General features: G+C 35.8%; 23 protein-coding genes. 12 read left to right on the top strand and 11 right to left on the bottom strand.

Features of this window, described 5'->3' with window-relative positions; all coding sequences use genetic code 11:
- Window positions 1-428 precede the first annotated feature (428 nt).
- The gene (gene pgi, locus GQ598_RS09970; protein ID WP_160403992.1) at window positions 429-2,078 is read left to right on the top strand and encodes a glucose-6-phosphate isomerase; all 1,650 of its coding nucleotides are present in this window, start codon (window positions 429-431) and stop codon (window positions 2,076-2,078) included.
- A gap of 89 nt (window positions 2,079-2,167) precedes the next feature.
- Here the strand turns inward: pgi and crr are convergent, their stop codons facing one another.
- The 4 genes from crr to GQ598_RS09950 all read right to left on the bottom strand — a co-directional run bounded on the left by crr (window position 2,168) and on the right by GQ598_RS09950 (window position 5,200).
- Window positions 2,168-2,671 carry a PTS glucose transporter subunit IIA gene (gene crr, locus GQ598_RS09965; protein ID WP_091350771.1) on the bottom strand — a complete coding sequence of 168 codons (504 nt, stop codon included), beginning with the start codon at window positions 2,669-2,671 and terminating at the stop codon, window positions 2,168-2,170.
- Between the two features lie 9 nt (window positions 2,672-2,680).
- Entirely contained in the window at window positions 2,681-4,408 is a 1,728-nt protein-coding gene (gene ptsI / locus GQ598_RS09960; protein WP_160403991.1) for a phosphoenolpyruvate-protein phosphotransferase PtsI, read from the bottom strand.
- A 52-nt stretch (window positions 4,409-4,460) separates the two neighbouring features.
- Window positions 4,461-4,718, bottom strand: coding sequence for a phosphocarrier protein Hpr (gene ptsH, locus GQ598_RS09955; RefSeq protein WP_091350776.1), 258 nt, complete (start codon window positions 4,716-4,718; stop codon window positions 4,461-4,463).
- Window positions 4,719-4,837: 119 nt separating this feature from the next.
- Entirely contained in the window at window positions 4,838-5,200 is a 363-nt protein-coding gene (locus GQ598_RS09950; protein WP_091350778.1) for a hypothetical protein, read from the bottom strand.
- A 124-nt stretch (window positions 5,201-5,324) separates the two neighbouring features.
- Here GQ598_RS09950 and GQ598_RS09945 point away from each other — a divergent pair, with 124 nt between their 5' ends.
- Window positions 5,325-5,867: a UPF0149 family protein gene (locus GQ598_RS09945; protein WP_160403990.1), complete on the top strand. Its 543-nt coding sequence runs from the start codon at window positions 5,325-5,327 to the stop codon at window positions 5,865-5,867.
- 31 nt (window positions 5,868-5,898) lie between these two features.
- The gene (gene pepP / locus GQ598_RS09940) at window positions 5,899-7,215 is read left to right on the top strand and encodes a Xaa-Pro aminopeptidase (RefSeq protein ID WP_370516546.1); all 1,317 of its coding nucleotides are present in this window, start codon (window positions 5,899-5,901) and stop codon (window positions 7,213-7,215) included.
- A 105-nt stretch (window positions 7,216-7,320) separates the two neighbouring features.
- Here the strand turns inward: pepP and GQ598_RS09935 are convergent, their stop codons facing one another.
- Complete coding sequence (locus GQ598_RS09935) at window positions 7,321-8,157, bottom strand: TonB family protein (protein WP_160403988.1); 837 nt, start codon at window positions 8,155-8,157, stop codon at window positions 7,321-7,323.
- Window positions 8,158-8,311: 154 nt separating this feature from the next.
- Here GQ598_RS09935 and ispB point away from each other — a divergent pair, with 154 nt between their 5' ends.
- Both ispB and GQ598_RS09925 read left to right on the top strand, forming a co-directional pair.
- Entirely contained in the window at window positions 8,312-9,298 is a 987-nt protein-coding gene (gene ispB / locus GQ598_RS09930; protein ID WP_160403987.1) for an octaprenyl diphosphate synthase, read from the top strand.
- Between the two features lie 107 nt (window positions 9,299-9,405).
- Window positions 9,406-10,287, top strand: coding sequence for an EamA family transporter (locus GQ598_RS09925; protein ID WP_160403986.1), 882 nt, complete (start codon window positions 9,406-9,408; stop codon window positions 10,285-10,287).
- Between the two features lie 115 nt (window positions 10,288-10,402).
- Here the strand turns inward: GQ598_RS09925 and ffh are convergent, their stop codons facing one another.
- Window positions 10,403-11,770: a signal recognition particle protein gene (gene ffh / locus GQ598_RS09920; RefSeq protein WP_091350793.1), complete on the bottom strand. Its 1,368-nt coding sequence runs from the start codon at window positions 11,768-11,770 to the stop codon at window positions 10,403-10,405.
- A 189-nt stretch (window positions 11,771-11,959) separates the two neighbouring features.
- Between ffh and GQ598_RS09915 the strand changes: the two genes are divergently transcribed.
- The 6 genes from GQ598_RS09915 to galU all read left to right on the top strand — a co-directional run bounded on the left by GQ598_RS09915 (window position 11,960) and on the right by galU (window position 16,006).
- Window positions 11,960-12,343 carry a RidA family protein gene (locus GQ598_RS09915; RefSeq protein ID WP_160403985.1) on the top strand — a complete coding sequence of 128 codons (384 nt, stop codon included), beginning with the start codon at window positions 11,960-11,962 and terminating at the stop codon, window positions 12,341-12,343.
- Window positions 12,344-12,617: 274 nt separating this feature from the next.
- Entirely contained in the window at window positions 12,618-13,811 is a 1,194-nt protein-coding gene (locus GQ598_RS09910) for an amino acid aminotransferase (RefSeq protein ID WP_160403984.1), read from the top strand.
- A 43-nt stretch (window positions 13,812-13,854) separates the two neighbouring features.
- Window positions 13,855-13,986 carry an entericidin A/B family lipoprotein gene (locus tag GQ598_RS09905; RefSeq protein WP_370516545.1) on the top strand — a complete coding sequence of 44 codons (132 nt, stop codon included), beginning with the start codon at window positions 13,855-13,857 and terminating at the stop codon, window positions 13,984-13,986.
- A 56-nt stretch (window positions 13,987-14,042) separates the two neighbouring features.
- Window positions 14,043-14,552 carry a hypothetical protein gene (locus GQ598_RS09900; protein WP_160403983.1) on the top strand — a complete coding sequence of 170 codons (510 nt, stop codon included), beginning with the start codon at window positions 14,043-14,045 and terminating at the stop codon, window positions 14,550-14,552.
- A 2-nt stretch (window positions 14,553-14,554) separates the two neighbouring features.
- Window positions 14,555-15,073 (top strand): DUF2569 domain-containing protein, encoded by a 519-nt coding sequence (locus tag GQ598_RS09895; RefSeq protein ID WP_091350807.1) that lies wholly within the window; start codon window positions 14,555-14,557, stop codon window positions 15,071-15,073.
- 18 nt (window positions 15,074-15,091) lie between these two features.
- Window positions 15,092-16,006: a UTP--glucose-1-phosphate uridylyltransferase GalU gene (galU, locus tag GQ598_RS09890; protein WP_160403982.1), complete on the top strand. Its 915-nt coding sequence runs from the start codon at window positions 15,092-15,094 to the stop codon at window positions 16,004-16,006.
- 90 nt (window positions 16,007-16,096) lie between these two features.
- On the opposite strand, the gene GQ598_RS09885 is transcribed toward galU, so the two are convergent.
- From GQ598_RS09885 to GQ598_RS09865, 5 genes are all read right to left on the bottom strand, one after another.
- Window positions 16,097-16,450 carry a hypothetical protein gene (locus GQ598_RS09885; RefSeq protein WP_160403981.1) on the bottom strand — a complete coding sequence of 118 codons (354 nt, stop codon included), beginning with the start codon at window positions 16,448-16,450 and terminating at the stop codon, window positions 16,097-16,099.
- 100 nt (window positions 16,451-16,550) lie between these two features.
- Complete coding sequence (locus GQ598_RS09880) at window positions 16,551-19,121, bottom strand: tetratricopeptide repeat protein (protein WP_160403980.1); 2,571 nt, start codon at window positions 19,119-19,121, stop codon at window positions 16,551-16,553.
- 60 nt (window positions 19,122-19,181) lie between these two features.
- Entirely contained in the window at window positions 19,182-19,793 is a 612-nt protein-coding gene (locus GQ598_RS09875; protein ID WP_160403979.1) for a hypothetical protein, read from the bottom strand.
- A complete protein-coding gene (locus GQ598_RS09870; protein ID WP_160403978.1) occupies window positions 19,793-20,431 on the bottom strand; it encodes a hypothetical protein in 639 nt (212 codons plus the stop codon). Before GQ598_RS09870 ends, GQ598_RS09875 begins: the two co-directional genes overlap by 1 nt.
- Window positions 20,432-20,437: 6 nt before the next feature.
- Window positions 20,438-22,492, bottom strand: a complete 2,055-nt coding sequence (locus tag GQ598_RS09865; protein ID WP_160403977.1) for a WG repeat-containing protein — start codon at window positions 22,490-22,492, stop codon at window positions 20,438-20,440.
- A 517-nt stretch (window positions 22,493-23,009) separates the two neighbouring features.
- Between GQ598_RS09865 and GQ598_RS09860 the strand changes: the two genes are divergently transcribed.
- Window positions 23,010-24,812: a hypothetical protein gene (locus GQ598_RS09860; RefSeq protein ID WP_160403976.1), complete on the top strand. Its 1,803-nt coding sequence runs from the start codon at window positions 23,010-23,012 to the stop codon at window positions 24,810-24,812.
- Window positions 24,813-25,196 lie beyond the last annotated feature (384 nt).

Below are 25,196 nucleotides of genomic sequence, written 5' to 3'. Positions count from 1 at the left end.
GGTATTACCCATGTGAGAGTAGGGTGCCGCCAGACTTTTAAATTAGAGAGAGCCCAGCAGTGATGCTGGGCTTTTTTGCTTTTGTAGTTATCTTAATTTAGCTTTATTTGATATTGAATAACAATATTTAGTTAATTACATCATTTTATTTAACCACAAAACACTATTAACCTTACCACCTAATAATATCAATTAGAGCCTGACCAAAAGACATGTTCATTAACTATTTTCATCTAATAATACTAAGCATGTATGTAGAAGATTTTAGTATAATAAAAATCAGTCAGAAAAGTTATTGATTTTATTTAACTTTTTATTTTATTGTTTTTTATAAAAATAACTTCATTTTAATCGATAAGATCCTTATCTTGCATCATGTTAGGCATAGTTATATTATGGCTACAATCCCATATTATTAAGGAATAACTATGTTAAAGTCAATTGACCCAACTACTACTACGTCTTGGAAATCACTCCAAGCTAGTTATGAAAAACACCATACCAAAACAATTGCCCAGATTTTAAAAGAAGAATCCCGACGTGTTGAAAAGCTCAGTATTTCTTTTGAAGATGAGTTTTTGGTTGATTTGTCAAAAAATCTTATAACGCAAGAGACGTTAGCATTGCTTTATAAGCTTGCTGACGAATGCGATCTAGCTGGCGCAACACAGGCTATGTATAGTGGAGAGAAGATTAATCGTACCGAAGACCGAGCGGTATTACATGTGGCGTTACGCAATGTATCAAATACTCCAATTTATGTTGACGGTAAAAATGTGATGGATGATGTTAACGCTGTCTTAGCTAAAATGGAATCATTCAGTAAAAAAATTATTAGTGGCGAATGGAAAGGCTATACCGGCAAGGCGATTACGGATGTAGTGAATATTGGAATTGGTGGTTCTGACCTTGGTCCACATATGATTACTGAAGCGTTACGTCCTTATAAAAATCACTTAACTATGCATTTTGTGTCGAATGTTGATGGGACGCATATCGTTGAAACACTAAAAGAGTTGGATCCTGAAACGACGTTATTTTTAGTGGCTTCTAAAACCTTTACTACGCAAGAAACAATGACTAATGCGCAGACTGCACGTGCATGGTTACTTGATGCTGCTAAGGATGATAAAGCTGTTGCGTTGCATTTTGTTGCGTTGTCAACCAATGCGAAGGAAGTTGAAAAATTTGGTATTGATACTACCAATATGTTTGAATTTTGGGATTGGGTTGGTGGACGTTATTCGTCATGGTCTGCGATTGGGTTATCGATTGTGTTATCCATTGGGTTTGATAACTTTAAGCAATTTTTGGCAGGCGGTCATGCGATGGATAAACATTTTCAAAGTGCGCCAATCGACAAAAATATCCCTGCTTTGCTTGCCTTAATCGGTATTTGGTATAATAACTTTTATGGTGCCGAAACCGAGGCTATTTTGCCTTATGATCAGTATATGCACCGTTTTGCTGCTTATTTTCAACAAGGGAATATGGAGTCAAATGGTAAGAGTGTAGATCGCAATGGTCATAAAACACCTTATACCACCGGTCCAATTATTTGGGGTGAACCGGGAACAAATGGTCAACATGCTTTTTATCAGTTAATTCATCAAGGTACTAAACTTATTCCTTGCGATTTTATTGCACCGGCGATTAGCCATAATCCTGTTGGCGATCATCACCCTAAATTGCTATCTAACTTTTTTGCTCAAACCGAAGCGTTAGCTTTTGGTAAAACAAAAGAACAAGTCGAGCAAGAATTTATTGCTGCTGGTAAGACGCTTGATGAGGTGAAGTCTATTGTTCCGTTTAAGGTTTTTGACGGTAATAAGCCGACGAATTCGATATTAGTGAAAAAGATCACACCTTATACTCTCGGTGCATTGGTTGCGATGTATGAGCATAAGATATTTACTCAGGGCGTTATTTTGAATATCTTCAGTTTTGATCAATGGGGTGTGGAGCTTGGTAAGCAATTAGCAGGACGAATTTTACCTGAATTAGCGGACGATAAACCTGTAAATTCTCATGATGATTCAACCAATAATTTAATTAACCAATACAAGAAATGGCGTTAGGTTGTTTTAGCCAATTGGTGAGTTTATTTAGATAAAAGAAAACCTTCAGTTTAGGCTGAAGGTTTTTTTATGTGGAAGAATGTGTTTGCTTATTTTTTAATTCGCATTATTGGGGTTTTACCTGCTTCGACAGAGCCTGATAATTTGGTTAACTCAACGACTGTTTCCATATTTGAAATGACCACAGGTGTTAACACTGATTTGGCTTTGCTTTCAAGTAGTGGTAGATCGATTTCAATAATGGTATCGCCTACTTTTACTTGTTGGCCTTCTTCTGCAATTCTAGTAAAGCCTTCACCTTTTAGTTCTACGGTATCAATACCAAAGTGAACAAAAAGTTCAATGCCTTCATCTGATTCAATAGCAAAAGCGTGGTTAGTTTCGAAAATTTTGCCAATTTTACCATTTAATGGTGCAACAATTTTATTTCCTGATGGTTTGATTGCAACACCATCACCAACGATTTTTTCAGCAAAAACCACGTCTGGTACATCTTCGATTTTGACAATTTCACCACTTAAAGGGGCAATAATCTCGATGCTGTTTTTATTATCATCAGATACGAATTGCTTAATTTTATCGAATAGACCCATTATTGTCTCCTAACAGATTTGCTTTTCATTAGCATAATTTTCAATTAAATCAATAACTTCTTTAGAGGTTGCTTTTTCTAGTACAGTATCAGCAAATTTTTTCGCCTCTTCATAGTTAGTGTTACGAATTAATTTTTTAATTTTAGGAATAGATACGGCACTCATACTAAATTCATCAAGTCCCATACCCAGTAATAGAATTGTGGCTCTTTCATCACCAGCAAGCTCGCCACACATACCAGTCCATTTTCCTTCTTTATGAGAAGCATCTATAACCTTTTTAATCAGTGTTAACACTGAAGGTGAAAATGGATTATAAAGGTGAGAGATCAATTCGTTACCACGATCAACTGCAAGCGTATATTGTGTTAAATCATTGGTTCCGATACTAAAGAAATCTACTTCTTTGGCTAAATGATGTGCAATTACGGCAGCTGCTGGAGTTTCAATCATTACACCGATTTCAATATTTTTATCGAATGCTTTACCTTCGGTATTTAATTGTTCTTTAAGAATATTGATTTCAGATTTTAATGTGCGAATTTCTTCCACAGAAATAATCATTGGGAACATAATGCGTAATTTACCAAATGCTGATGCACGTAAAATTGCGCGTAATTGTGCATGAAGAACTTCTTTGCGATCTAAACAGATACGAATTGCACGCCAGCCTAAGAAAGGGTTTTCTTCTTTTGGTAAATGCATATAAGGCACATCTTTATCACCACCAATATCCATAGTACGGACAATTACGGATAAACCATTGGTAGATTCAGCTACTTCTTTATAAGCTTTAAACTGTTCTTCTTCATCAGGATAGGCTTCGCGGTCCATGAATAGGAATTCAGTACGGTATAGACCAACACCTTCATAGCCGTTACGTTCCGCACCTGCAATATCACGCACAGTACCAATGTTGCCACAAATTTCTACTTGGTGACCATCAAGGGTGACTGCAGGTAGATCTTTCAATTTAGCCAATTCTTCTTTGTCGTTAATATATTTAGTTTGAACTTGTTTTAATTTTTCTTGAGTGGTGTGATCTGGATTGATATAAATGGCATTATTTATCGCATCCAAAATAACAAAATCCCCTTGTTTGATTGCTTGAGTTGCATTAGATGTACCAACAATAGCAGGGATTTCTAATGAGCGAGCCATGATAGAGGTATGTGAAGTTCGTCCACCTGCATCCGTAATAAAACCTAATACCATTTCTAAGTTTAGCTGAGCTGTTTCCGATGGTGTTAAGTCAGTTGCAACTAAAATACAAGGTTGACTAATTGCACTTAAATCAACGATTTCGATACCTAAAATATTTTTAAGTAATCGTTTTCCAATATCACGAATATCAGCAGCACGTTCTTTTAGATATTCATCATCTAAATTTTCTAATTCTTTAGCTTGAGTTTCAAAAACTGATTGAACCGCGGCATCAGCAGTAGAATGTTTACTTTGGATACGAGAAATGACTTCTTGTTCAAGATCCTCATCTTCAAGAAGCATAATATGCCCCTCAAAAATGGCTGCTTTATCTTCGCCTAGCGTAGATTTTGCTCGTTCCATAATCGTATGCAGTTGTTTGCTTGATTTTTCTCGAGCTTCTTTAAAGCGCTCAATTTCAGCGTCAATCTTGTTATCGAGAATTTGTCTATTATTGATAACAATAGGCTCTTCTTTTAATAATAGCGCTTTAGCAAAAGCGATACCGGGGGAAACAAGTGTACCTGATACCATAACATTTAATCCTTATTCAATTTTAAAACCGTTCATATCTAATTGGGAGAGATTATTCTAATTCTGGAATTAATTTTACTAGATGTTGTACAGCTTCTTTTTCGTCTTCGCCTTCGGCAGAAATGCTAATTGTTGTCCCTTGTGTTAAACCCAACGTCTGTAATTTAAATAGACTTTTAGCACTTGCACTTTTTCCATCAGATGTGACAGTGATTTCTGCATTGAAGTTTTTGGCTTCTTTAACAAATTGCGCAGCAGGGCGGGTATGAAGGCCGTTAGATGCAGTAATGGTGACATCTTGTGTGTACATATTTTTTTTACTCCCAAAATATTTTTATTTCAGCGACCAATATAAATAAAAACTGCCTGAAAGGCTAGTAAGATTTCATTGTTCTTTTATATTAAGTCAATTGTATTAGCTATAATTTATCAGTATCGGTAGATACGAGTGACTTTGTCACTGCAGTTTTTAAATTCTACCTGCCCATGGATTCCGTGTTTAATATTTTCAAAAACGATTTCTTCACTACCATCAAGCTGTGATACGTGAATTTCTTCTTTGCAGAAGGTTTCGAATCGTTGTAATTCTTGTTCGCTATTACCTAATTTATACGATTTAGGTAAATCTTGGCTGGTTACATTGGTATGTATTTTATCTTGTACATCAAGAATAATGATGCCTTTATTTGGTAAAAATGAACTACAGGACGCTAACGATAATGCTAATCCTGAAAGGCATAATAGACATAATCGTTGCAGAGGCAACTTCGCAATTAATCCTACAATGTTCAAAATAATTCCTTTATAAAGCACAGTAACCTGTTTATTATTTATAATTAGATACGGATTATATACTAATAATCGAAGAAAGTGCATAGTGCATTTTCAGTGATGTGACAAGATTAGGGTGGAGTTTATGTCTGATACTATTAATTATGATGAATTTAATCGTCAACTAGTCCAAAATAAAATAGGTATTACCGCTGCTGAGTTGCATGGTTTTCTTTCTGGTATCTTAGCTGGTGGTAATCATGATGAGAGTTGGCGTTCATTAGTTAAAGATATGTTGAATAATGGACAAGTGTTTGACGCGTCGTTAGATGAGCAAATTAAAAACCTCTATAATTTAACTAAACAACAGTTTTTTAATGAAAACTTTGAATTTGAACTGTTACTCAGTAGCCATGATCTGTTTGCGCAAATCGATGATTTGGTTGGTTGGGTTAACCATTTTTTGCTTGGTATTGGTCTTGCGCAACCCAAAATTAATCGCCTTAAAGACGATGTTGGCGAAGCAATTTATGATTTACGCCAAATTGTGAAATTAGGTTATGACGAAAGCGATGATGAACAAGAGCTCGGTTTTGCATTTGAAGAGATTAAAGAGTATGTTCGCATAACGGCTATGCTCTGTTTCGATGAATTTAATGAGACAGATATTTCTCCAACAATTCATTAATATTAATACCTCTATTAAGGTCATGACAATGATAAACAGCAATATCAAAATAGAACTTTTGGCACGTAGGGAAAAACTACTTTCTCAGATGGCAACAAATAGTATTGCACTTTTTTTTGCTGCTCCAGAAATGGCACGCAGTAATGACACACATTATCCATATCGGCAAAATAGTGATTTTTGGTATTTTACGTTTTTTGCTGAACCAGAAGCGGTTTTTGCTGTTATTAAACAACAAGATAATATACCTAAATATGTCTTATTTAATCGTAAAAAAGAGCGATTAGCCGAAACGTGGACAGGTTATCGGTTAGGACAACAGGCAGCATTAGACGCTATTTTGGTTGATGAAGCTTATCCATTTGATGAACTTGATACTGTATTACCCAATTTATTAAATGGTAAAACAATCATTTACCATGCCGCTCAACAGTATGTATATGCTGATAATTTTGTTGATAATGCAATGAGGAGGTTGCGTCAAGGTTATAGAACGAATCTTTCTGTACCCAATTGCATTATTGATTGGCGACCGATAGTGCATGAAATGCGTATGTTTAAATCAGACTTTGAAATGGCTATTTTACGTCAAGCTTGTCAAATTAGCGCAAAAGCACATGTTCGAGCTATGCAAAAATGTAAGCCGAGCATGTTTGAATATCAACTGGAAGCTGAAATTTTACATGAATTTGCTTGGCATGGTGCACGCGCTCCTGCTTATAATACTATTGTCGGTAGTGGCAATAATGGCTGTATATTGCATTATGAGAATAATAATGAACAGTTAAAAGCGGGCGATCTAGTCTTGATTGATGCCGGCTGTGAGTATCAATATTACGCGGGGGATATAACTCGTACCTTTCCTATTAATGGTCAATTTAGTCAAGCTCAGCGTGAAATTTACGATATTGTTTTAGCATCACAATATCAAGCCATTAAGTTACTAAAGCCAGGAACTTCTATTATGGAGGTGAATCATTATGTCGTTAGAACAATGGTCGAAGGTTTAGTCAGATTAGGTATTATGCATGGCGATATTGATACTTTAATTGCTGATAAAGCTTATAGCACATTTTATATGCATGGTTTAGGACATTGGTTGGGGATTGATGTGCACGATGTGGGTAGCAATCGAGATCGAATTTTAGCGCCGGGCATGGTGTTAACGGTGGAACCGGGTTTATATATTAATCAAGATGCCGATGTGCCAGCGCAATATAAAGGTATCGGCATTCGAATTGAAGATAATATCTTAATTACTCAATCAGGAAATGAAGTTTTGACCAGTGATGTCCCTAAAAGTCCTGCGGAGATTGAAAAACTGATGGGGAACAAACTTACTCATTAGCCATGTTGTTGCTGTGATTTTTAGGTGATTACCATTTGCCGCTGCCATTTATTAACTATACAGATGCTATAGAAATAGATGTTACAGCGGTTTTATTTGTTGTGATTAATTTAAACTAATTGATTTATCGCGATTGAAGATAATTTTTATTTTCAGATCTTTGGCTGCAATTGGTTTATATTTCCACGTTTTCATGGCATTAATGACAGAACGATTAAAAATATTATTAGGATTTGCTTCAATAATACGAATATTTTCAACGTGTCCATCACTGTTTACATCAAACAGCGCTACTACATAACCTTCTAAGCGCATATCAAGCGCTCGGCGTGGGTATTCTGGTTGATTTCTCCTTATTGGTGAAGGGGTGCCAGAATATTGACGGCTATCTGAAATTTGTGGAGCTACAGAAGTATTAGCAATATTTTCGTTAATCACTTCTTGTCTCACTTGCTTATGCGATGCTTTTTGAATTGGTGGGGCCTTTTTCTTCGGTTTTGGTTCTTTTTGGGTTTCAATTTTCTTTTTGGGTTCAATGGTCGGTTTATCGGTTATTTTTTCAATAATGGATTCTGTTTTTTCTTCTTTAACTTCAGGTTCGACAATTGGTTCAATAACCGGTTGTATTGGTGTTTCTTCGATCTTTTGGTTATCAATAAGTTCGCTATTTTCTATCCCTTGAATATCTGGTTTATCTTCTACTAGGGATTGTTCTGGTGCTGCCAACAGTGATAGATCAACCATGACAGCTTTAATTGAATTATCACCTTCGTCGACTACGATATTTTGGGCAAGTAAGACAGAACTAAATAATAGCGCAAATAATACAAGATGAGACAGTACAGAAACTGATGCACATACATAGGCATTTTGGGTCTTTTTTTTAGTTGGGCTTAAAGGCGCCTTGGTATCATCGATGTCTATATCAAAGTTAATCTTCATAATGATTATCATTTTCAACTTAAGGGAATTATTCTAAATGAAAATGCTTATCATTTGTAGTCTTTTTTAAAATATGATAGATGACACCTTGTTGCCTAATAATATTTATCAGATAATAGAAAATAAATATCAATTGTTTATAGTGGTTAGGCTGATGAATACTCCATCAATGAATCAAATACTCGATCTTGTTAAAGAAGATCTTATTAAAGTTAATAAAGCTATACAGGCAGAGCTAAGTTCTGATGTGGCTTTAATTAATCAGTTGGGCAATTATATTATTAGTAGTGGTGGGAAGCGCATACGCCCCGTTATTGCATTATTAATTGCCAAAGCACTCAATTACCAAGGTGATAAACATATTATCACCGCAGCTTTTATCGAATTTATTCATACAGCCACCTTATTGCATGATGATGTTGTTGATGAATCGGATTTACGCCGTGGTCAATCAACGGCAAATGCGCTTTTTGGTAATGCTGCTAGTGTACTTGTAGGTGATTATATTTATACACGCTCTTTTCAAATGATGGTGCGTACAGAATCGTTCAAAGTCTTAAAAATTATGTCGACTGCTACCAATGTGATTGCTGAAGGAGAAGTACAACAACTCATTAATTGTAATGATCCTGATATTACCAAAGAACAATATTTAGAGGTAATTTATCGCAAAACGGCTCGTTTATTCGAGGCAACCTCGCATTCTGCTGCTGTGCTAGCTGGTGCAAATGAAGAGCAAGAGTTGGCTTTACAGGAATATGGTAAATATCTAGGTACGGCCTTTCAAATCATCGACGATCTTTTAGATTATAGCGCTGATAGCAATCAAAAATTGGGTAAAAATTTAGGGGATGATCTTAATGAAGGCAAACCGACCTTACCTCTTTTACATGCGATGCATCACACTAAAAATTTTCAAGATGCGGAATTAATTCGCCAAGCAATAAAGCAAGGTAATGGACGTAACTTATTAGATCGTATTTTACAAATTATGGATGAATGTGGTTCGCTTGATTTTACGTTACAAACCGCTCAAAAAGAAGCGCAAAAAGCGTTTGATGTTATCGCTATTTTACCAGATTCGCCTTATAAACAAGCGCTACAAGCTCTTGCCTTATTATCAGTGAAAAGAGAAAACTAATAAGTCAGTTTTTTATGTGCGCTTCTATGATTAAGCGCATCGTTTTCTGAAATTTTTATCATGAGTTTTATTCCAATAACTTCAAAGTTTGATTATGGTGATTATTTATGCTTAAAAGGTCTTGGCCTGTTTTGTTAATTTTTATTTCGATGATTTCAGTTCAAGGCAGTGCATCTATCGCTAAATATTTATTTCCCGTATTGGGGCCAGAGGGAATGACGGCTTGGCGATTGTTTTTTTCGGCAATTATGTTGATCTTTATCTTCAAACCATGGCGTAAAACAATGACAAAGCAGGCATTGAAATATATTTTTTTGTATGGAATTTCAATTGGTTGTATGAATTTAGCATTTTATAACGCAATTGCAAGAGTGCCTTTGGGGATTGCTGTTGCTATTGAACTCACGGGGCCGATTATGGTTGCAATGTGTTCTTCACGTAAATTACTTGATTTTATTTGGCTTAGTATTGCTATTGTTGGTCTTTTCATGCTGTTGCCATTTTATCAAGTGTCAGACAATTTAGATCCTATAGGGATTTTATTTGCATTGTTAGCTGGAAGTGGTTGGGCGTGTTACATTTTGTTTGGACGTAAAGCTAGCATGCTTTATGGTGCATCAAGTGTTGCTGTTGGGGCGGTGATTGCTACCTGCTTTTTATTTCCTATTGGTATTTTGCAAAGTGGTAGCACAATGTTTTCGTTGGAATTACTGCCTCTGGTTTTCGTGGTTTCGTTATTAGCATCGGCGATTCCTTATGGATTAGATATGATTGCTTTACCGAGATTACCAGCGCAAACATTTAGTACATTAATGAGTTTGTCACCTGTTTTTGCCGCGCTTTCTGGATTAGTGGTTTTGCATGAACAGTTAACTTACAACCAGTGGCTAGCCATTATTTTCATTATTATCTCATCAATAGGCACCGTGCTAACCATGAGTCGTCCAGTAAAGATTAAATCGGTTAAACCAAACCCAGAAAATAAGTAACAAGATTAATTTATTAAAATTAATATCGCGCTGTTTATCCGCGCGATATTTTTATGAACAGCTTATACAAAGATAGCGATGATTATCGCTCAGAGAAAAATTGATTTATAACGCCTTAACGAGGTGGGAACCCCATTCCACCGCCCATTAGTCCTTTCATTTGGCGCATCATTTTCATCATGCCACCGCCTTTCATTTTTTTCATCATTTTCTGCATATCTTCAAACTGTTTTAATAGTTTGTTGACATCTTGTACTTGTGTGCCCGATCCATTTGCAATACGGCGTTTACGTGAACCTTTGATGATTTCTGGATTGGCGCGTTCTTTTAATGTCATCGAACCAATAATGGCCTCCATTTTGATAGTGATTTTATCATCCATCTGCGCTTTGATATGATCAGGAAGTTGACCAACACCAGGTAATTTAGCCAACAGAGTACCCATTCCACCCATATTACGCATCTGTTTGAGTTGGTCTTGAAAGTCATTAAAATCGAACTTATCGCCTTTTTTCAGTTTTTTAGCAATTTTTTCTGCTTTTTCGCGATCGACATTATGCTGCAACTCTTCAATCAAAGAGAGTACATCACCCATACCTAAGATGCGCGAAGCAATACGATCGGGGTAAAACGGCTCTAAAGCGTCAGTTTTTTCGCCCATACCTAAGAATTTTATCGGCTTACCAGTAATATGACGAATAGATAGCGCCGCACCACCACGCGCATCGCCATCAACTTTGGTTAAAATTACACCGGTAAGTGGCAAAGCATCATTGAACGCTTTAGCCGTATTGGCAGCATCTTGCCCGGTCATGGCGTCAACCACAAATAATGTCTCAATTGGATTAATGGCTTGATGAAGCGCTTTGATTTCATCCATCATGTCGTTATCAACATGCAAACGACCCGCAGTATCGACAATAAGTACATCAAAGAATTGTAATTTTGCATGAGAAATAGCTTTATTTACAATACTGACCGGTTTTTCAGTAATATCAGATGGAAAGAACTCAACATCAATCGCTTTAGCCAGTGTTTCTAACTGTTTAATTGCCGCAGGTCGATAAACATCGGCAGACACCACAAGTACTTTCTTTTTCTGTTTTTCTTTTAGAAATTTAGCCAGTTTAGCAACACTGGTTGTTTTACCTGCACCTTGTAACCCTGCCATTAACATCACCGCAGGTGGTTGGGTTGCCAAATTGAGCGAACTATTGACTTCCCCCATTGCACGGGTAAGTTCATCTTGAACTATTTTGATAAATTCTTGACCTGGTGTTAGACTCTTACTGACATCTAATCCAACAGCTTTTTCTTTAACTTGATTAATAAATTCACGAACTACTGGCAGGGCGACATCAGCTTCAAGTAATGCCATACGTACATCGCGTAGTGCATCTTTAATATTGTCTTCAGATAGTCGTCCACGACCACTGATATTGCGAAATGTCTGTGATAAACGGTCGGTTAAATTCTCGAACATATTAACTCTCGTAATAAATAAAAAATTGTAATTATCATATCAGAAAATTTCAATAAGTCCCACGATCATAATTTTACGCCGGCTTGACAGCAAATTGCGATCCTGTTGAAATGAGGACAAACAAGAAGCAAATACCTTAACCATTTTAGTTATTAAAAAGTTGGGTAGATTAAATAAGGAGAACAGAGTATGGCAAAAGTAATTAGTACTGACAAAGCACCTGCTGCAATTGGGCCTTATGTTCAGGCGGTCGATTTAGGTAATATGTTATTTGCCTCAGGACAAATCCCACTGGACCCCACCACAGGTGACATGCCAAGTTGTGTGAAAGAACAAACCAAACAAAGTTTAGCCAATGTTAAAGCGATTGTCACTGCGGCCGGTTATCAAGTCAGTAATATCGTCAAAACAACTATTTTTTTAGCTGATATGAATGACTTTGCCGCGGTAAATGGGGTATACGAAGCATTTTTTACTGAAAATAATGCCTCTTTCCCTGCTCGCTCTTGCGTACAAGTTGCTCGAATTCCTAAAGATGCTAAAGTCGAAATTGAAGTTATTGCTGCTAAATAAATTTGCTTACCTGATTAGCACCAAAAGGTGCTAATTTTTTTCAAAAAACTTCAGTAAATCCCAAATTTTAGTATAAAAAAGCGGGTCAAAACACATTATATTTTTAGTTATCTCATCTATTACTTTTTAGTATCAAAAATACAGCCATTTTCTAACCCAAAATCAAATTAATTATTTATTGTTAAACTGTTATTTAATGATTGATTGCCAATAAAGTTGGTGCAATAATCTACAAATATTTATTGTTGTTTTTTGTGCCGAATGGATTGTGAACATGTTTGAAAAAGTAGAACCGTATGCAGGGGATCCCATTTTATCGTTAGTCGCTGAGTTTATGAATGATAGTCGAGATAATAAAACGAATTTAAGTATTGGTTATTATTATGATGACAACAGCGTGGTTCCCCAATTACAATGTATAAAAACTGCTCGTGATGATATTTATCATCTCAATCAAGGTGCACAATTGTATTTGCCAATGAGTGGCTTGCCAACGTATTGCCAATCAATTCAGTCTCTATTATTTGGTGAAGACCATTCGGCTTATAAAGATAAACGTATAGCAACGATACAAACGTTAGGCGGTTCAGGCGCTCTTAGAGTAGGGGCTGATTTTTTATTTCGCTATTTCCCAAAATCTGAAGTATGGGTCAGCGATCCAACATGGGAAAATCATATCGCTATTTTTAGTGGTGCAGGGTTCAAGGTAAACAAATATCCCTATTTTGATGAGCAAACTTGTGGTGTAAAATTTGAAGCAATGCTTGAAACCTTAAATCAATTACCGGCTAAAAGCATTGTGTTACTTCATCCTTGTTGCCATAACCCGACAGGTTCTGATTTAACACATACGCAGTGGGATAAAGTAATCGAGGTGTTAAAGGCCCGTGATCTTATTCCATTTATGGATATTGCTTATCAAGGTTTTGGTGAGAGTATTGACGATGATGCCTATGCGATTCGCAAAATGGCAGATACAGGATTGTGTGGATTTGTCAGTAACTCATTTTCGAAAACATTTTCACTCTATGGTGAACGTGTTGGGGGATTATCCGTTTTATGCGATAACAGTGACATCGCTGCCTGCGTATTAGGGCAGTTACAAGCCACCGTTCGCCAGAATTATTCAAGCCCAGCAGCTTATGGTGCGCAATTAGTGAGTTATGTATTAAATCATCCAGAGCTTAAAGTGCAATGGTTTAAAGAAGTCGAATCAATGAGAAATCGCATTGTAACTATGCGTACAATGTTGGTTGAATTATTAAAAACTGCTGCACCTAACCGTAATTTTGATTATTTGGTTAAACAGCGAGGCATGTTCAGTTATACCGGTTTTAGTAAAGAGCAAGTTACACAATTGAAAGATAATTTTGCTGTTTATTTGGTGGGCAGCGGAAGGATGTGTGTAGCGGGTTTAAATCACCATAATATCTACCGTGTGGCAGAAGCATTTGCTACATTAAAATAATCATATTACTAAAGGAGTATATTGTATGTTCCATAAAATGTTAATGTTGATATTTGGTATTGCTATGACAACACTTGTTGTTGGATGTAACACTGTTAAAGGTGTTGGTCAAGATGTTCAATCTGGCGGAAAAGCCATTTCACATACTGCCGAAAAAGTGAGTGATAAAATGTAACTAAGGTTATATATGCCTAGCAATATTTCCGTTTTTAACTATGTTTTAGAGTAAAAATGTTACGTATTTTACCTATAGTTACATTATTTTTTCTTGTTGGGTGCGGTTCGTTAAACTATCGAACTGCACCTTTAACGCTGGAAAATTGTCAGTATTCAAACCTATCGGGACTTGAATTTTTATTAAATAAACTTCCCTCAAATATACAAAATTATCAGCATGTTTATATTGCCCAGAGCCGAGCAAGCAAACATTTACCAAGTAGTTATGCCGGAATAAAAGGTAAATTAACCGATCAAATTTTGGTGCGAGATTATCCTAAAGAAACATTTTGGCGAGCACCAAATTTGTTCGAAAGGGCTTCTTTGTACGATGATGGATACGATGATCTTTACATCAGCAAAGCTCAAAAAGAAGCTCGTGACCGTAAAGCCAAATTCGTAGTAAGACAAGCACTGTTACAGAACTGCCAAATCGTTTATATCTCTATTGATTCTTTAGCCAAAGATAGGGATAATCCTTTACTCATCGAATCTAATGATTTATCAATCATTAAACAGGAATAAAAATGATAAAGGGAAAAGAACTTAAAGGATTAGGCGGTTGGCTAATTTTAGTTGGTATTGAATTAATTTTTTGTTTTATTTTTATTGGATATGTTACTTTTTCTAGACTAAATGCGATTAATTTTATCGGCGTGTGGACACAATTATTGGATCCCTACTCGGAAATGCACACAATTCATTTGGGTCTGTTTATTTTAGGTGACATGGGGCTAAATTGTTTATTTTTGCTTTTAAACGCTTATATTCTATTTTTATATTTTACTAAAAGTTATAAATTTCCTAACTTTTTTATTATATTTAGTAGCAGTTTTATTGTTTTTAAGCTAATTCAAAGATGTTGGTATCTTTTTATAGTGTTACCTTTTGAAGTTAAATTCGAGTTTTCTTTTATAAAAGATATTGTTATAGCAATCATTTATACCTGTATTTGGATTGCTTATGTGTTAAAGTCAGTGCGAGTCAAAAATACATTTGTTAATGGTCGCCGTAGTGACGGTACCTATAGCTCCACTGTTGGTTAATTGTATTAAGGAAATAAAATGACATCAAATTTAGAAAGTTCAGCAAGTAGAAAAGTCAAAAAAGCGGTTATCCCTGTTGCCGGTTTGGGTACGCGCATGTTACCTGCAACTAAAGCAATTCCAAAAGAGATGCTTCCGGTTGTTGACAAACCACTTATTCAATATGTGGTTAAAGAGTGTATTGCAGCTGGTATAACTGAGATTATTTTTGTGACTCATTCATCAAAAAACTCAATTGAAAACCATTTCGATACCAGTTTTGAATTAGAGGCCATGTTAGAAGCACGTGTTAAACGTCAGTTATTGCAAGAAGTACAAGGCATTTTACCTAAAAATGTCACAATAACCAGCGTTCGCCAAGGTTTAGCTAAAGGACTGGGGCATGCGGTATTATGTGCATATCCTTTAGTTGGCGATGAGCCGTTTGCTGTGGTTTTACCTGATGTGATTATTGATGAATACGAAAGTGATTTGACCTGCGATAATTTAGCGGCAATGATCAATAATTACCATGAAACCAAACATAGCCAAATTATGGTAGAGCCAGTGCCAAAAGAGCTAGTTTCTTCTTACGGTATTGTTGACTGCCGTGGTGAAATGTTATCTGCTGGTAATGTTGCACAAATGTATAGCGTTGTTGAAAAACCACCAGTTGAAGAAGCACCATCAAACCAATCGGTAGTTGGACGCTATGTGTTATCTGAAAAGATTTGGCCTTTACTTGCCAAAACACCATTAGGTGCAGGTGGTGAAATTCAATTGACTGATGCAATTGCCATGCTACTTGAAGAAGATAGTGTTGATGCTTATTGCATAAAAGGTCGTAGCCACGACTGTGGTAATAAACTCGGTTATGTGCAAACCTTTGTTCAATACGCAATGCGTCACAAAAGTTTAGGTAAAGATGTTAAAGAGTGGTTAAAGACGCTTTAGTTTTAATAACATCAAACAATATTAAAAAGACGCAGTTTGCGTCTTTTTTCATTCTTAAATTTGAATATTTTATTAATATCAATTTTACCTTTAAAATGGTATGCAATTTTCGCGTATATTTTGTAGCTCCTTTGGACTATCTTCATAATAGTCTATTTGGGATATTCCAATGCGCTTTCCATCGTATTCAATAGAATCAATACAATTGAATACGATAGGATGCTGATAATAACCAAAAAATTGAGGTATAACATAAGTAATTTTAATATTTTTTGGCTGTTGAGATACTGGTTGTTGAGATACTGGTTGACTAGCAACAAAAGCATTACTTTTAAAAAAATAGTAGCCACCACTAATAACCAATACTAGAAAAACAGCTCCTAATACCCAAAGTACTTTGTGGCTAATTGATTTACTTTTTTTTTCAATAACAATATTACTCATATCTTATTACCTATATTAACTCACTATCACAACACGAGCCTGCATTGAATGCGACGGTTTGATTTATTTGTTTTAGTTAAGCATTATCATACTTAGCTAGTTATTCATTTATATCTAAATGTGTTAACGGAAGAAAACGATATAAATTACGATATTTGCTTAATATGTTATTCACTTCAGCTTGTTGTTCTTCGGTTAATTGAGCACTGATTTGCGCTACTTTTGTTGTTGCTTTGGTTTGATTATATTCAACTAACAAACGATACCAAACTAAAGCTAACACATTATTTTGAGGGATTTCTTTACCTTGCTCATGCATTTGTGCAAGTTCAAACCATATTTTATAAATATCAGTCGAGGATAATTGTAAATTTGCATAAAAGTATTTTGAGAAGTGATTTGTTTGATAGTATTCGCTAATTTCAGGATCTAAATGGTACTGCTTTAAATCATTTTGTAATAAAACTAATTTAGTATATTCAAACGTATTAATATTTGTATTTTCATAATAAAAAGCTAAAAGCCCTGCAGCAGCAGGGCTGCCTGATTTTAGTGATGTTTTTAGATAAGGTAGCACGGTATTATTTGGCAAAGTAACCTGTTTTTGTGCCAGTTCAAAAATTGCATAAGGATTATTATCTGCAACTTGAGTTTTAAGCATTGCATGAAATTGTTCATATTGTTTTGACAATTTGTAATATTGTGTTTTTAAAAATGCTTTCTTTTTATCATTTTTATTACTGCTATCAATCCAACTAAAGAGCAACTCTTTCTTAGGTGTACAAATAAAAGAATCTGCACCGTTATTCATCTGACTTAACAACTCACCTTGTGCAAAAGTATCACCATTAGCTGCAAGTGACAATGCGGCTTTACAACCTTGATACGTTTTTAGCCCATTCCCATGTGAATCATGTCTTATTTGGTGATATGTGGCTTTATCGTTTTGGTTCACTTCGCTTTGAGTTTGTAACCAATCCATTCCATCAACCATAACCGTTGGGGAACGGTACACTTGTTGATGGTTAAGGTATTGGGTTGTTAACCAATCAAATTCAGGATGAGATTTATCAATTGTGATTAAAAAATCCTGTGCGGGTTGATAACCTTGCTTAGCTGCCAAATCAAGATATTGCCAAGCCTCATGATAACTTTGCTCAACGCCTTTGCCTAAATAATAAATGGCACCTAGCCGATAATTTGCTTTTGAATTACCTAATTCAGCCGCTCGTTGGTAATAGGTTATTGCTGTCTTTTCATCCTCAAGAATAAAGTCATATAACGTACCAAATTGATAAAGCACTGTCGGATTGTTGGGTTCAATTTTTAATGCTGATTGATAAAGATCTATCAATTTATTAGTTGTTTTACCTTCAATATTTCTAGCATCACGATAAAAACCATAAGCTATTTCCTGTTGTTGGGCAAGTTTCAGCAAAAGAGGAATAGATTCAAATTCACGTAAAAGGGCATAACTCTCAACTTGAAGTGTTTCGACTAGATCTTCTATCAAATTTTCATAAAAAACTTCTTTATCTTTAGGGTTATCTGCAAAAACAACGTCGATAACCTTTTGGGCTTTAGCAATATCAAAGTTGTTTATATAAAATGGCGTAATAACTTGATGTAAAAATTGATTTTGCAATGATATATCAGTTGAAGATGTAACGTATTTATATTTTTTTAAGTTCATCTGATAGTCTGTTAGGTCATCTTGGTACATGCCTAAATGATAATATTTTATTGCTTCTTCAATATCTTTTTCTACACCTAAACCATTTAAATAAAACCACCCTAACTGGAAAGCTGCTATCTGTTTAGACTCTTTTGATATGTTAGATTGCTCGGCTACTTTTAATAACCATTTTGCTGCCCAAAGGTAATTAGGAGTATCTAATTTAGAACCGTCGGGTTGCCCACCATCTAAAAAGTAATTAGCCATTTGCATTGACGTATCTAATGTTTTTTCATCAACAAATTTTCCGGTATTATTTGCTGTATTTTCAAGCCAGTAGAGCGACTTTTTGGGGTCATTGAGCTTATCTTGATAGAGTTTATAAAGTTGATATTGTGCAAGATTATAAAATCCCCAATCGGTACTTGTGCTAGCTATTTTATAATGCTTGATTGCTTTAGCATAATCGGCTTTAACCTCTGTCCCCTCGTGATAAAGCAATCCTAACCAATAATGGGCTTCGCCGACGCCAATTTTTTTACCATTTGGCTGTGCTAACCAAAATGTACCTTCAACGATTCGAAATTTTGCTTTATCTGGAATCGGTGAGGCAGCCCTTTCTAACCAATAAAGCCCTTTTTTAATATCTTTAGGCACCAATTCGCCTTTAATATAAGCAATACCTAAATCTTTTTGGGCGATAGGGTATAAGTTTTCGGCCGATTTTGTTAAAAACTCGATATATTTATCGGCCGATTTATCGCGGCAACCTGACAATTTTTTATCATGATGACTAAAATATAACTGATCAGTTTGACAATAATAACTATCGTTTTTTGTTAAAGGGCTATAAGCCTCAGCGATTTTATATTGGGCAACGCTGTCTTTCTTTTCGATAGCTAAATACCAATCTTTTTGATAGATGACACTTGCAAATGTACAATTTGGGAAAGCCAAAAATATGGCCAATAAAAAAAATATTCTTATATTATTCATTTTATTATGTCTTACTTGTTCAAGTTTAAATTACAAAATAGATAACGATCTTCCATCAATTTAGCGAGGTTGGATTAATGGAGTTTTATCAACTTCAAACGAAGAAAAATATAAACTAGGTTGATAATGAATTGCCTTTGCATCATAAAGCCGTTCGGTGTTCAGCGAAGGAGTTATATAATATTGTGTAAGGCGTTTATCTTTTGCCCAGTCAGGAATATCGCTAAATGAATAATGATAATAGACCAATCTTGATGTTCTACTGCGTTGATTATACCTTGTTGGACTCGATTCAGTTTTATACACATCATTGACTTTAATGTTGCCAAAACAAAAACCGCCTTTTTCTGGATTAAAATACGTTTTACCTTCTTGGGATAATCGATATCTTGTGGCATAAGTTAATGACCCATCCAACTTGGTTATAGATAATTGACGTTTAGTTAATAAGTTTAAATCGACAAAAATATCTACTAGTTCATCATTCAGATTATCTTCAACGATATTGTCATCAAAAATATCTTTAGGAAATGGTCTTACTTCTTCAGGTAAAGAATAACACAATGGTTGATTCTTATTGATTGTCGATTGTAATTCATCTTTATTGATGTTGTTATCACAAGCCACAAGCGACAAACCACAAAGCAACATAAGTAGTGTTTTTAATTTCATTATTGATGCCATCCTTCGTAGATGTGGGTAATTAAACCAATTCCTGACACGCTATAAAGCTGATTGTTTTTATCTAAACTAAATGTAGCGATTGCGGTCTTTGATGGATTATTAATATACGAATTTTGTTTTGATAAAATAGGCTCAATATTGGCAGGAAAATCTTCCACTTTATATTGGTACTCAACAGTAACATAATTACCATCTTTATCGGTTTTGCTTATTTTTTCAACCGTGACCTTACCAAAACAAAAACCAGAATGCCGTAATTTAGGCCAAGTTTTATAGTAGCGTTTCCCTTTTTCGGTGAGGTGATAAGTGTATCGATAATCTTTCTCAGAGTGACTTCTCTCTTTGATCGTCTCATCAACTAATTCGGCATCGACCGCCATCAATAGAGGCTCTGATACTAAGACAGAATAATCAAAGTGATAAGGGAAATTATCAATGCGTGTAAATACAACGCATTCAACGGGTTCACCATTCTCATTAATTGCATCAAAACGTTGTTGAATTTCTTTTTGCCACTGTTCAGATGTTAAATTAAGTGTCGCATCAGCACGTGACTGATTACTAACGATGGTTAACATCAATGCCATACATAACTGACAAGATGATATATATTTCTTAAATTTCATAAAGTTTTAACGCCCTATACCTGTATCAGAATGATAATAAAATGGTTCAAAAAACAATGCATTTTGCAAGTTAGTTAATTCTTCTGAATCATTTTGTTGTTCCGTTTCATCAATAAGTTCAGTTAATGATATTGGAAAGCAACGTCCCTTATTCAGATAATCAAAATTTGCTGTAGAAAGTGCTGAATCTGTTAACGCAAATTGACTACAGCGATAAACAGGTTGCTTATCAAATTGATATTCTGGTCGTACTTTAATTTGCTTAGCCCAATCAAATTCCATTAGCGCAGAATTAGCTAACATATTGTTAGGCGGGGTGGTTAAAACAATCATATGATCTTTAACAAAAATGACTTGAGCAATAATTTGACCGGTAATAACTTCTTGTCTGTTATTTTCGCGGATACGTTCAAAGAAATAACGATAACCAAATTTCATTGTGTGGTTTTCAACATCTAATTGTGGCTCTATTAACCATTCAAAATGTTGATAGCGATTGCGGTAATTTATCACTTTGCGTTGTAAATTATTTTTTATTTCTTGCAGACGTTCAGGATTATCAAATTGCTTTTTTTCTGCCTTTAAATCAATATAGCCAACATTATGTACAGAAATACACAATTGATTATTATTGCTGTATGCTGGCATCAAAAAACGATTACAGTTTTTTTCAAGTGAAGGCCACTCATAATAAATATAACCATTTGGTATAGTTAAATCAGCAATATCTTTAATATTAACCGTTTCAGGGCCGGCTAAATAGGTTTCATTTTTGGTATGATTGATTGTATTGGTGTTTTTATCATTTTGTTTTTTAGTGACAAAATAATTGGCAATTTCACCTATTTTATCTTTGGGAATGTCAACGACCTTATATTTTTTATCCATCCAAGTATCTATTACCACCGATTCATCAACATATCGGTTTAATAAGCACTCTTTTTCAATGTCTAAAGGCCATACAATGTTATCTTGGGTATCTTTCAAAACGATCAAATCTTGTTTACAAGCACTGTTTTGAGTTTCATCGATTTTATCTTCATAGAATAAAACATGACCATCCTGATCCAAAATTTTGGTTAAAAATCCCCCATCTTTATAGCCTTTTTCTGGTAATTTGGTTTTAGCGTAAAACAGCACATGATCACCGACTTGAACGGTACTATAGTTATCGTATTTGTCGAGAGTTTCACCTGTAGCATTAATTAAACGATACTTATCTTCATTACTATCCTTTTTAACCCAACTTACCGAACCATAAAAAGGGGCAACTTGATAAAAACTATTTTCATAGAGCATTGTACCTTCGTAATCGTAAAGTTGATATACCATATAATTATCTTGATAATTTTGCACCCAAAAATATTGACCAGAAAGATCTACATTATTATCAAAATGATAGCTATTCATCTCCCATGCTCGTTTACCGATATCCACTTCTTTACCGGTTTTTTTATTAATAAGATATTTGCTGTTATGTTTGTCACACAGCTGCATGATTTTATCGAGGGTTGCGTCTTGGCAATGTGGATTGTATTTGGTGTTTAGCTCATTGGGATTCTTGCTGACAAATTGCCCTTGTAAGTCAATATACCCCCGTTTATTATCTTGCGTTTTTACTTCGGCGTAACCATTATTAAATGGATTGATTTTTTTATAATAAACGCCTTTGGGGGTAATTAAATGACCATCGGTATCAATTAAAACCGATACCTCGGTATCTTGATAGTAATAAGCAATTCTTTCATTACCTAAATACGTTAACGACCCACCGGGTTTGAAAGTTAAAATATCACCCTGTTTATCAAAAGAATATTCAAAGTTGTTAACTTGATTAAAATTATTAAAAAAAACATCATTACTTTTTTGTATAATCCAATAATGATCCCTATAAGTTATTGAGTTTCCATCCCCCTCATTATTGACAATCACCTTACCGCTACTATCAAGTAACAAATTCTTATAAGGTATATAAAGTCTTGCATCATTAGCATACGACGACATTGAAAAGCAAGCCAAACTTATTAGATATAAAGCGCTCTTTAATATTTTTCTTATCACTTATTTATTTCCTTTCCTCAGTAATAACAATATTCCATTTATTCATTATTTACGGTGAGCGTTTATTGAATAACGGTAATAGTAAAATTAATGATTATTTTTATTAACACCTAATTCTAAAATAAAATAAGGTTAATTTCTTGTTATTTTTCAAATATAATTTTTGAAAATGGCGTATGGTTTTTATTAGGGGGGCTTTTCTATAAAAAAACACGCTATTAAATGCTCAAAAATCGGTCAGAAAAGGTATTGATTTTATTAAAGTTTTTATTTGGTGGTTTTTAGCTAAAAAACACCGCCCAACACCCCCCCCCCAAAGCACACACACATAAGCTGACTCATCCTTTAACAAAACTTTACAAATTTTTAACAAAAAAGGTAGCGCATTATTGGTCAAGCGGTTATAATTTAATCGCTTACAAAGCAAGGGAGTGCTCATTAGTCGAGCAGTCAGTTATAAAAAATCGAAATAAAACAAAAATTTACTTGACAGGATGATCGAAATGCGTTACCATTTATGGCATCTGGCATCTGGCATCTGGCCTGCCAAACCTACGCCCTAAAACTTTTTAATTTTCACCGTAGTCGAAATCAGACACAGTTCTTATTTTCATCAGCGAGGTCATTTCGCGTAGCGAAATCGGCGCCGTCATCGCGGTTTTTACTGGCGATGTTCTCGGCGGATTCTTCGACAACATTCTCGGAAACCTCTTTGGTCAGGTCATCGGCCACCTTTTCGGCAAAATTATCGTCGATATCCAAGAGGTTGTTAAAACCGCCATTGGTATACAAACCGCCATTATGGTTTAGAGCTTCATTGTTATCTAAATCGGAGTTGTTCTTTGCGTCATTGTTGTTGTTGTCGTATACACAGGGTTCTGTGGCATTAACGCCTTGTTCACAGCCATTCATGGCGTGTACTTCAAGGGTAATAGAGGGTAGTGCGCCGTATTTAGCGTTCAACTATGGTCTAACAAAGGCAACAGATACAGACAGTTTGTTGTCTATAAGGTTGGAAGATGGTCGGGTAATCACGCCATCTAGTAATACATCAAGCGTATCAAATCCAATAAGCTTACCTCGTGCAAATAGTAGATTGGGAGATATAGGAATGATATTCCCACCATTAACAGCTAGTTCAGTGAGTTTAAGTGATTTAGCCACAAGGTTTGGTTATTGGCGTGATGATGATGGAGATGAGCCGGCTGCAAATGGTGTATCAGGAAGTATATCGGTATCGTTTACGGATAAGGATGGCAATACTGTTGGTCGTAACGAAGCATTAAGTAAATGTAAGGCTCCTTATAGGGTCACTTTAAGTAGTACAGGGGGATATTTACAGACACAGTACGGAGTTCCTAATAGAACCAATTTTAGCAATCAAAGGGTGACATACTATATCAATCCGTATGACAGTGGTTCTGGTGGTTGTTACTTTGTGCGTTACGCAAGGCCGAATAGGTACTTCGGTGGTACTGGTAATAATGTTTCTTTCCCTAGGGGTGAGCGTGCCCGTGACGGTTCCTATTTCGCCGGCCCATCTGGCATATGGTCTCGTACAAAGGGTTTTTTAACTCAGTCAAACGATTCTTCATCTTACGACCGAAATTTTCCAACTACAGGGGCTGACGGATTGTATTTTGACTTAGAGATGCCTGCAGGAGTGGATGGAAGTCAGTTAAGTTGGACAGTTAACACAGTTGGTAGTATAAGGGCAGAGGTGAGTTGGAGATTGCCAAACCAAAGCACATTCAGGGAATCATTGAGTGGACAAGCTATCCGAGCCGATATGTGGATTTCTGATAGATCTAGTTATGTAACACGGGTAACATTAAGGGGGCCTAATCTTTCTCAAATATCAGTACCATCTTTGCCGCAGACCTTTGAGTTGGTCGGTAGGGATAGTCGAGGTAATGAGGTGAGGTATGGGTTTGTGTTAAAGCAGTGGTTCGTCCATCGTAATATATATGCTAGTCAGTCTGGCCAATCCACTTGGTGTAGTAGTTTGGGTTATCGGATGCCTAGTGTAAGTGATTTAACTAACGCGAAGTGTGGTATATCTTCCTCATTCCCTTGTGTAAATGGTATAGATGGCGCCTTGCCTCATTCATCTGGTAATATTTATATGCGTCATATAGGTTCTGGTTTTTTCACGGAGTGGGGCGACATGCTCTTCTACGCTGATGCGAGCTTCGCCTTCACTTACTACTGGACAAGCGACGCGTCAGGTAGCCTTGGGTTCCATGTCGCCCCGCACCAAGGCGACGTCCTCAGCGGCAGCGTTTCCTACAGTTATTACGGTGTTTGCACCGCACCTTAGCTTTTATTCCTTAGTCCTTAATCCTTGGGCCGCGGGGGGCGGTTATGGTGCAAATAGAGGACAATCTAACAAAGAATAACGTCCCCGCGCAAGTTGGGGCATTTCCCTTAGGGTTGCGCTGTTGCGGCGAAGCCACAATCGCGCCGCCCCTGCCGACGACGCTGAAAGTGTGGTTGGCAATTCTAATGATTACGCTGTGGCGGTTTAAATTTGTGGTCTATTTATAGTACGGCAAGGTTTCGGACGTTTTGACCTTTGGTGAACAAAATAGCTACAGTGACCACGTCCGAGTCAGGGAATTAATGAACTGCACCCCAAAAGTTGTACAAAAAAACTAAGCTGCTGGAAAATAATACTCCCGATATTGAACAGGACTCTTTTTGT

It is taken from the genome of Gilliamella sp. Pas-s95 (genome assembly GCF_009795795.1).
Taxonomy (GTDB): domain Bacteria; phylum Pseudomonadota; class Gammaproteobacteria; order Enterobacterales; family Orbaceae; genus Gilliamella; species Gilliamella bombicola.
The sequence above is the reverse complement of the archived record's forward strand: the minus strand, read 5'-3'. Positions and strand labels throughout refer to the sequence as shown.

What these genes read in the sequence shown, in the direction of transcription:
- pgi (WP_160403992.1), top strand. Translation starts at nt 429, where the DNA reads ATGTTAAAGTCAATTGACCCAACTACTACTACGTCTTGGAAATCACTC.
- crr (WP_091350771.1), bottom strand. Translation starts at nt 2,671, where the DNA reads ATGGGTCTATTCGATAAAATTAAGCAATTCGTATCTGATGATAATAAA.
- ptsI (WP_160403991.1), bottom strand. Translation starts at nt 4,408, where the DNA reads ATGGTATCAGGTACACTTGTTTCCCCCGGTATCGCTTTTGCTAAAGCG.
- ptsH (WP_091350776.1), bottom strand. Translation starts at nt 4,718, where the DNA reads ATGTACACACAAGATGTCACCATTACTGCATCTAACGGCCTTCATACC.
- GQ598_RS09945 (WP_160403990.1), top strand. Translation starts at nt 5,325, where the DNA reads ATGTCTGATACTATTAATTATGATGAATTTAATCGTCAACTAGTCCAA.
- GQ598_RS09935 (WP_160403988.1), bottom strand. Translation starts at nt 8,157, where the DNA reads ATGAAGATTAACTTTGATATAGACATCGATGATACCAAGGCGCCTTTA.
- ispB (WP_160403987.1), top strand. Translation starts at nt 8,312, where the DNA reads ATGAATACTCCATCAATGAATCAAATACTCGATCTTGTTAAAGAAGAT.
- GQ598_RS09925 (WP_160403986.1), top strand. Translation starts at nt 9,406, where the DNA reads ATGCTTAAAAGGTCTTGGCCTGTTTTGTTAATTTTTATTTCGATGATT.
- ffh (WP_091350793.1), bottom strand. Translation starts at nt 11,770, where the DNA reads ATGTTCGAGAATTTAACCGACCGTTTATCACAGACATTTCGCAATATC.
- GQ598_RS09915 (WP_160403985.1), top strand. Translation starts at nt 11,960, where the DNA reads ATGGCAAAAGTAATTAGTACTGACAAAGCACCTGCTGCAATTGGGCCT.
- GQ598_RS09910 (WP_160403984.1), top strand. Translation starts at nt 12,618, where the DNA reads ATGTTTGAAAAAGTAGAACCGTATGCAGGGGATCCCATTTTATCGTTA.
- GQ598_RS09905 (WP_370516545.1), top strand. Translation starts at nt 13,855, where the DNA reads ATGTTGATATTTGGTATTGCTATGACAACACTTGTTGTTGGATGTAAC.
- GQ598_RS09900 (WP_160403983.1), top strand. Translation starts at nt 14,043, where the DNA reads ATGTTACGTATTTTACCTATAGTTACATTATTTTTTCTTGTTGGGTGC.
- GQ598_RS09895 (WP_091350807.1), top strand. Translation starts at nt 14,555, where the DNA reads ATGATAAAGGGAAAAGAACTTAAAGGATTAGGCGGTTGGCTAATTTTA.
- galU (WP_160403982.1), top strand. Translation starts at nt 15,092, where the DNA reads ATGACATCAAATTTAGAAAGTTCAGCAAGTAGAAAAGTCAAAAAAGCG.
- GQ598_RS09885 (WP_160403981.1), bottom strand. Translation starts at nt 16,450, where the DNA reads ATGAGTAATATTGTTATTGAAAAAAAAAGTAAATCAATTAGCCACAAA.
- GQ598_RS09880 (WP_160403980.1), bottom strand. Translation starts at nt 19,121, where the DNA reads ATGAATAATATAAGAATATTTTTTTTATTGGCCATATTTTTGGCTTTC.
- GQ598_RS09875 (WP_160403979.1), bottom strand. Translation starts at nt 19,793, where the DNA reads ATGAAATTAAAAACACTACTTATGTTGCTTTGTGGTTTGTCGCTTGTG.
- GQ598_RS09870 (WP_160403978.1), bottom strand. Translation starts at nt 20,431, where the DNA reads ATGAAATTTAAGAAATATATATCATCTTGTCAGTTATGTATGGCATTG.
- GQ598_RS09860 (WP_160403976.1), top strand. Translation starts at nt 23,010, where the DNA reads ATGGCATCTGGCATCTGGCATCTGGCCTGCCAAACCTACGCCCTAAAA.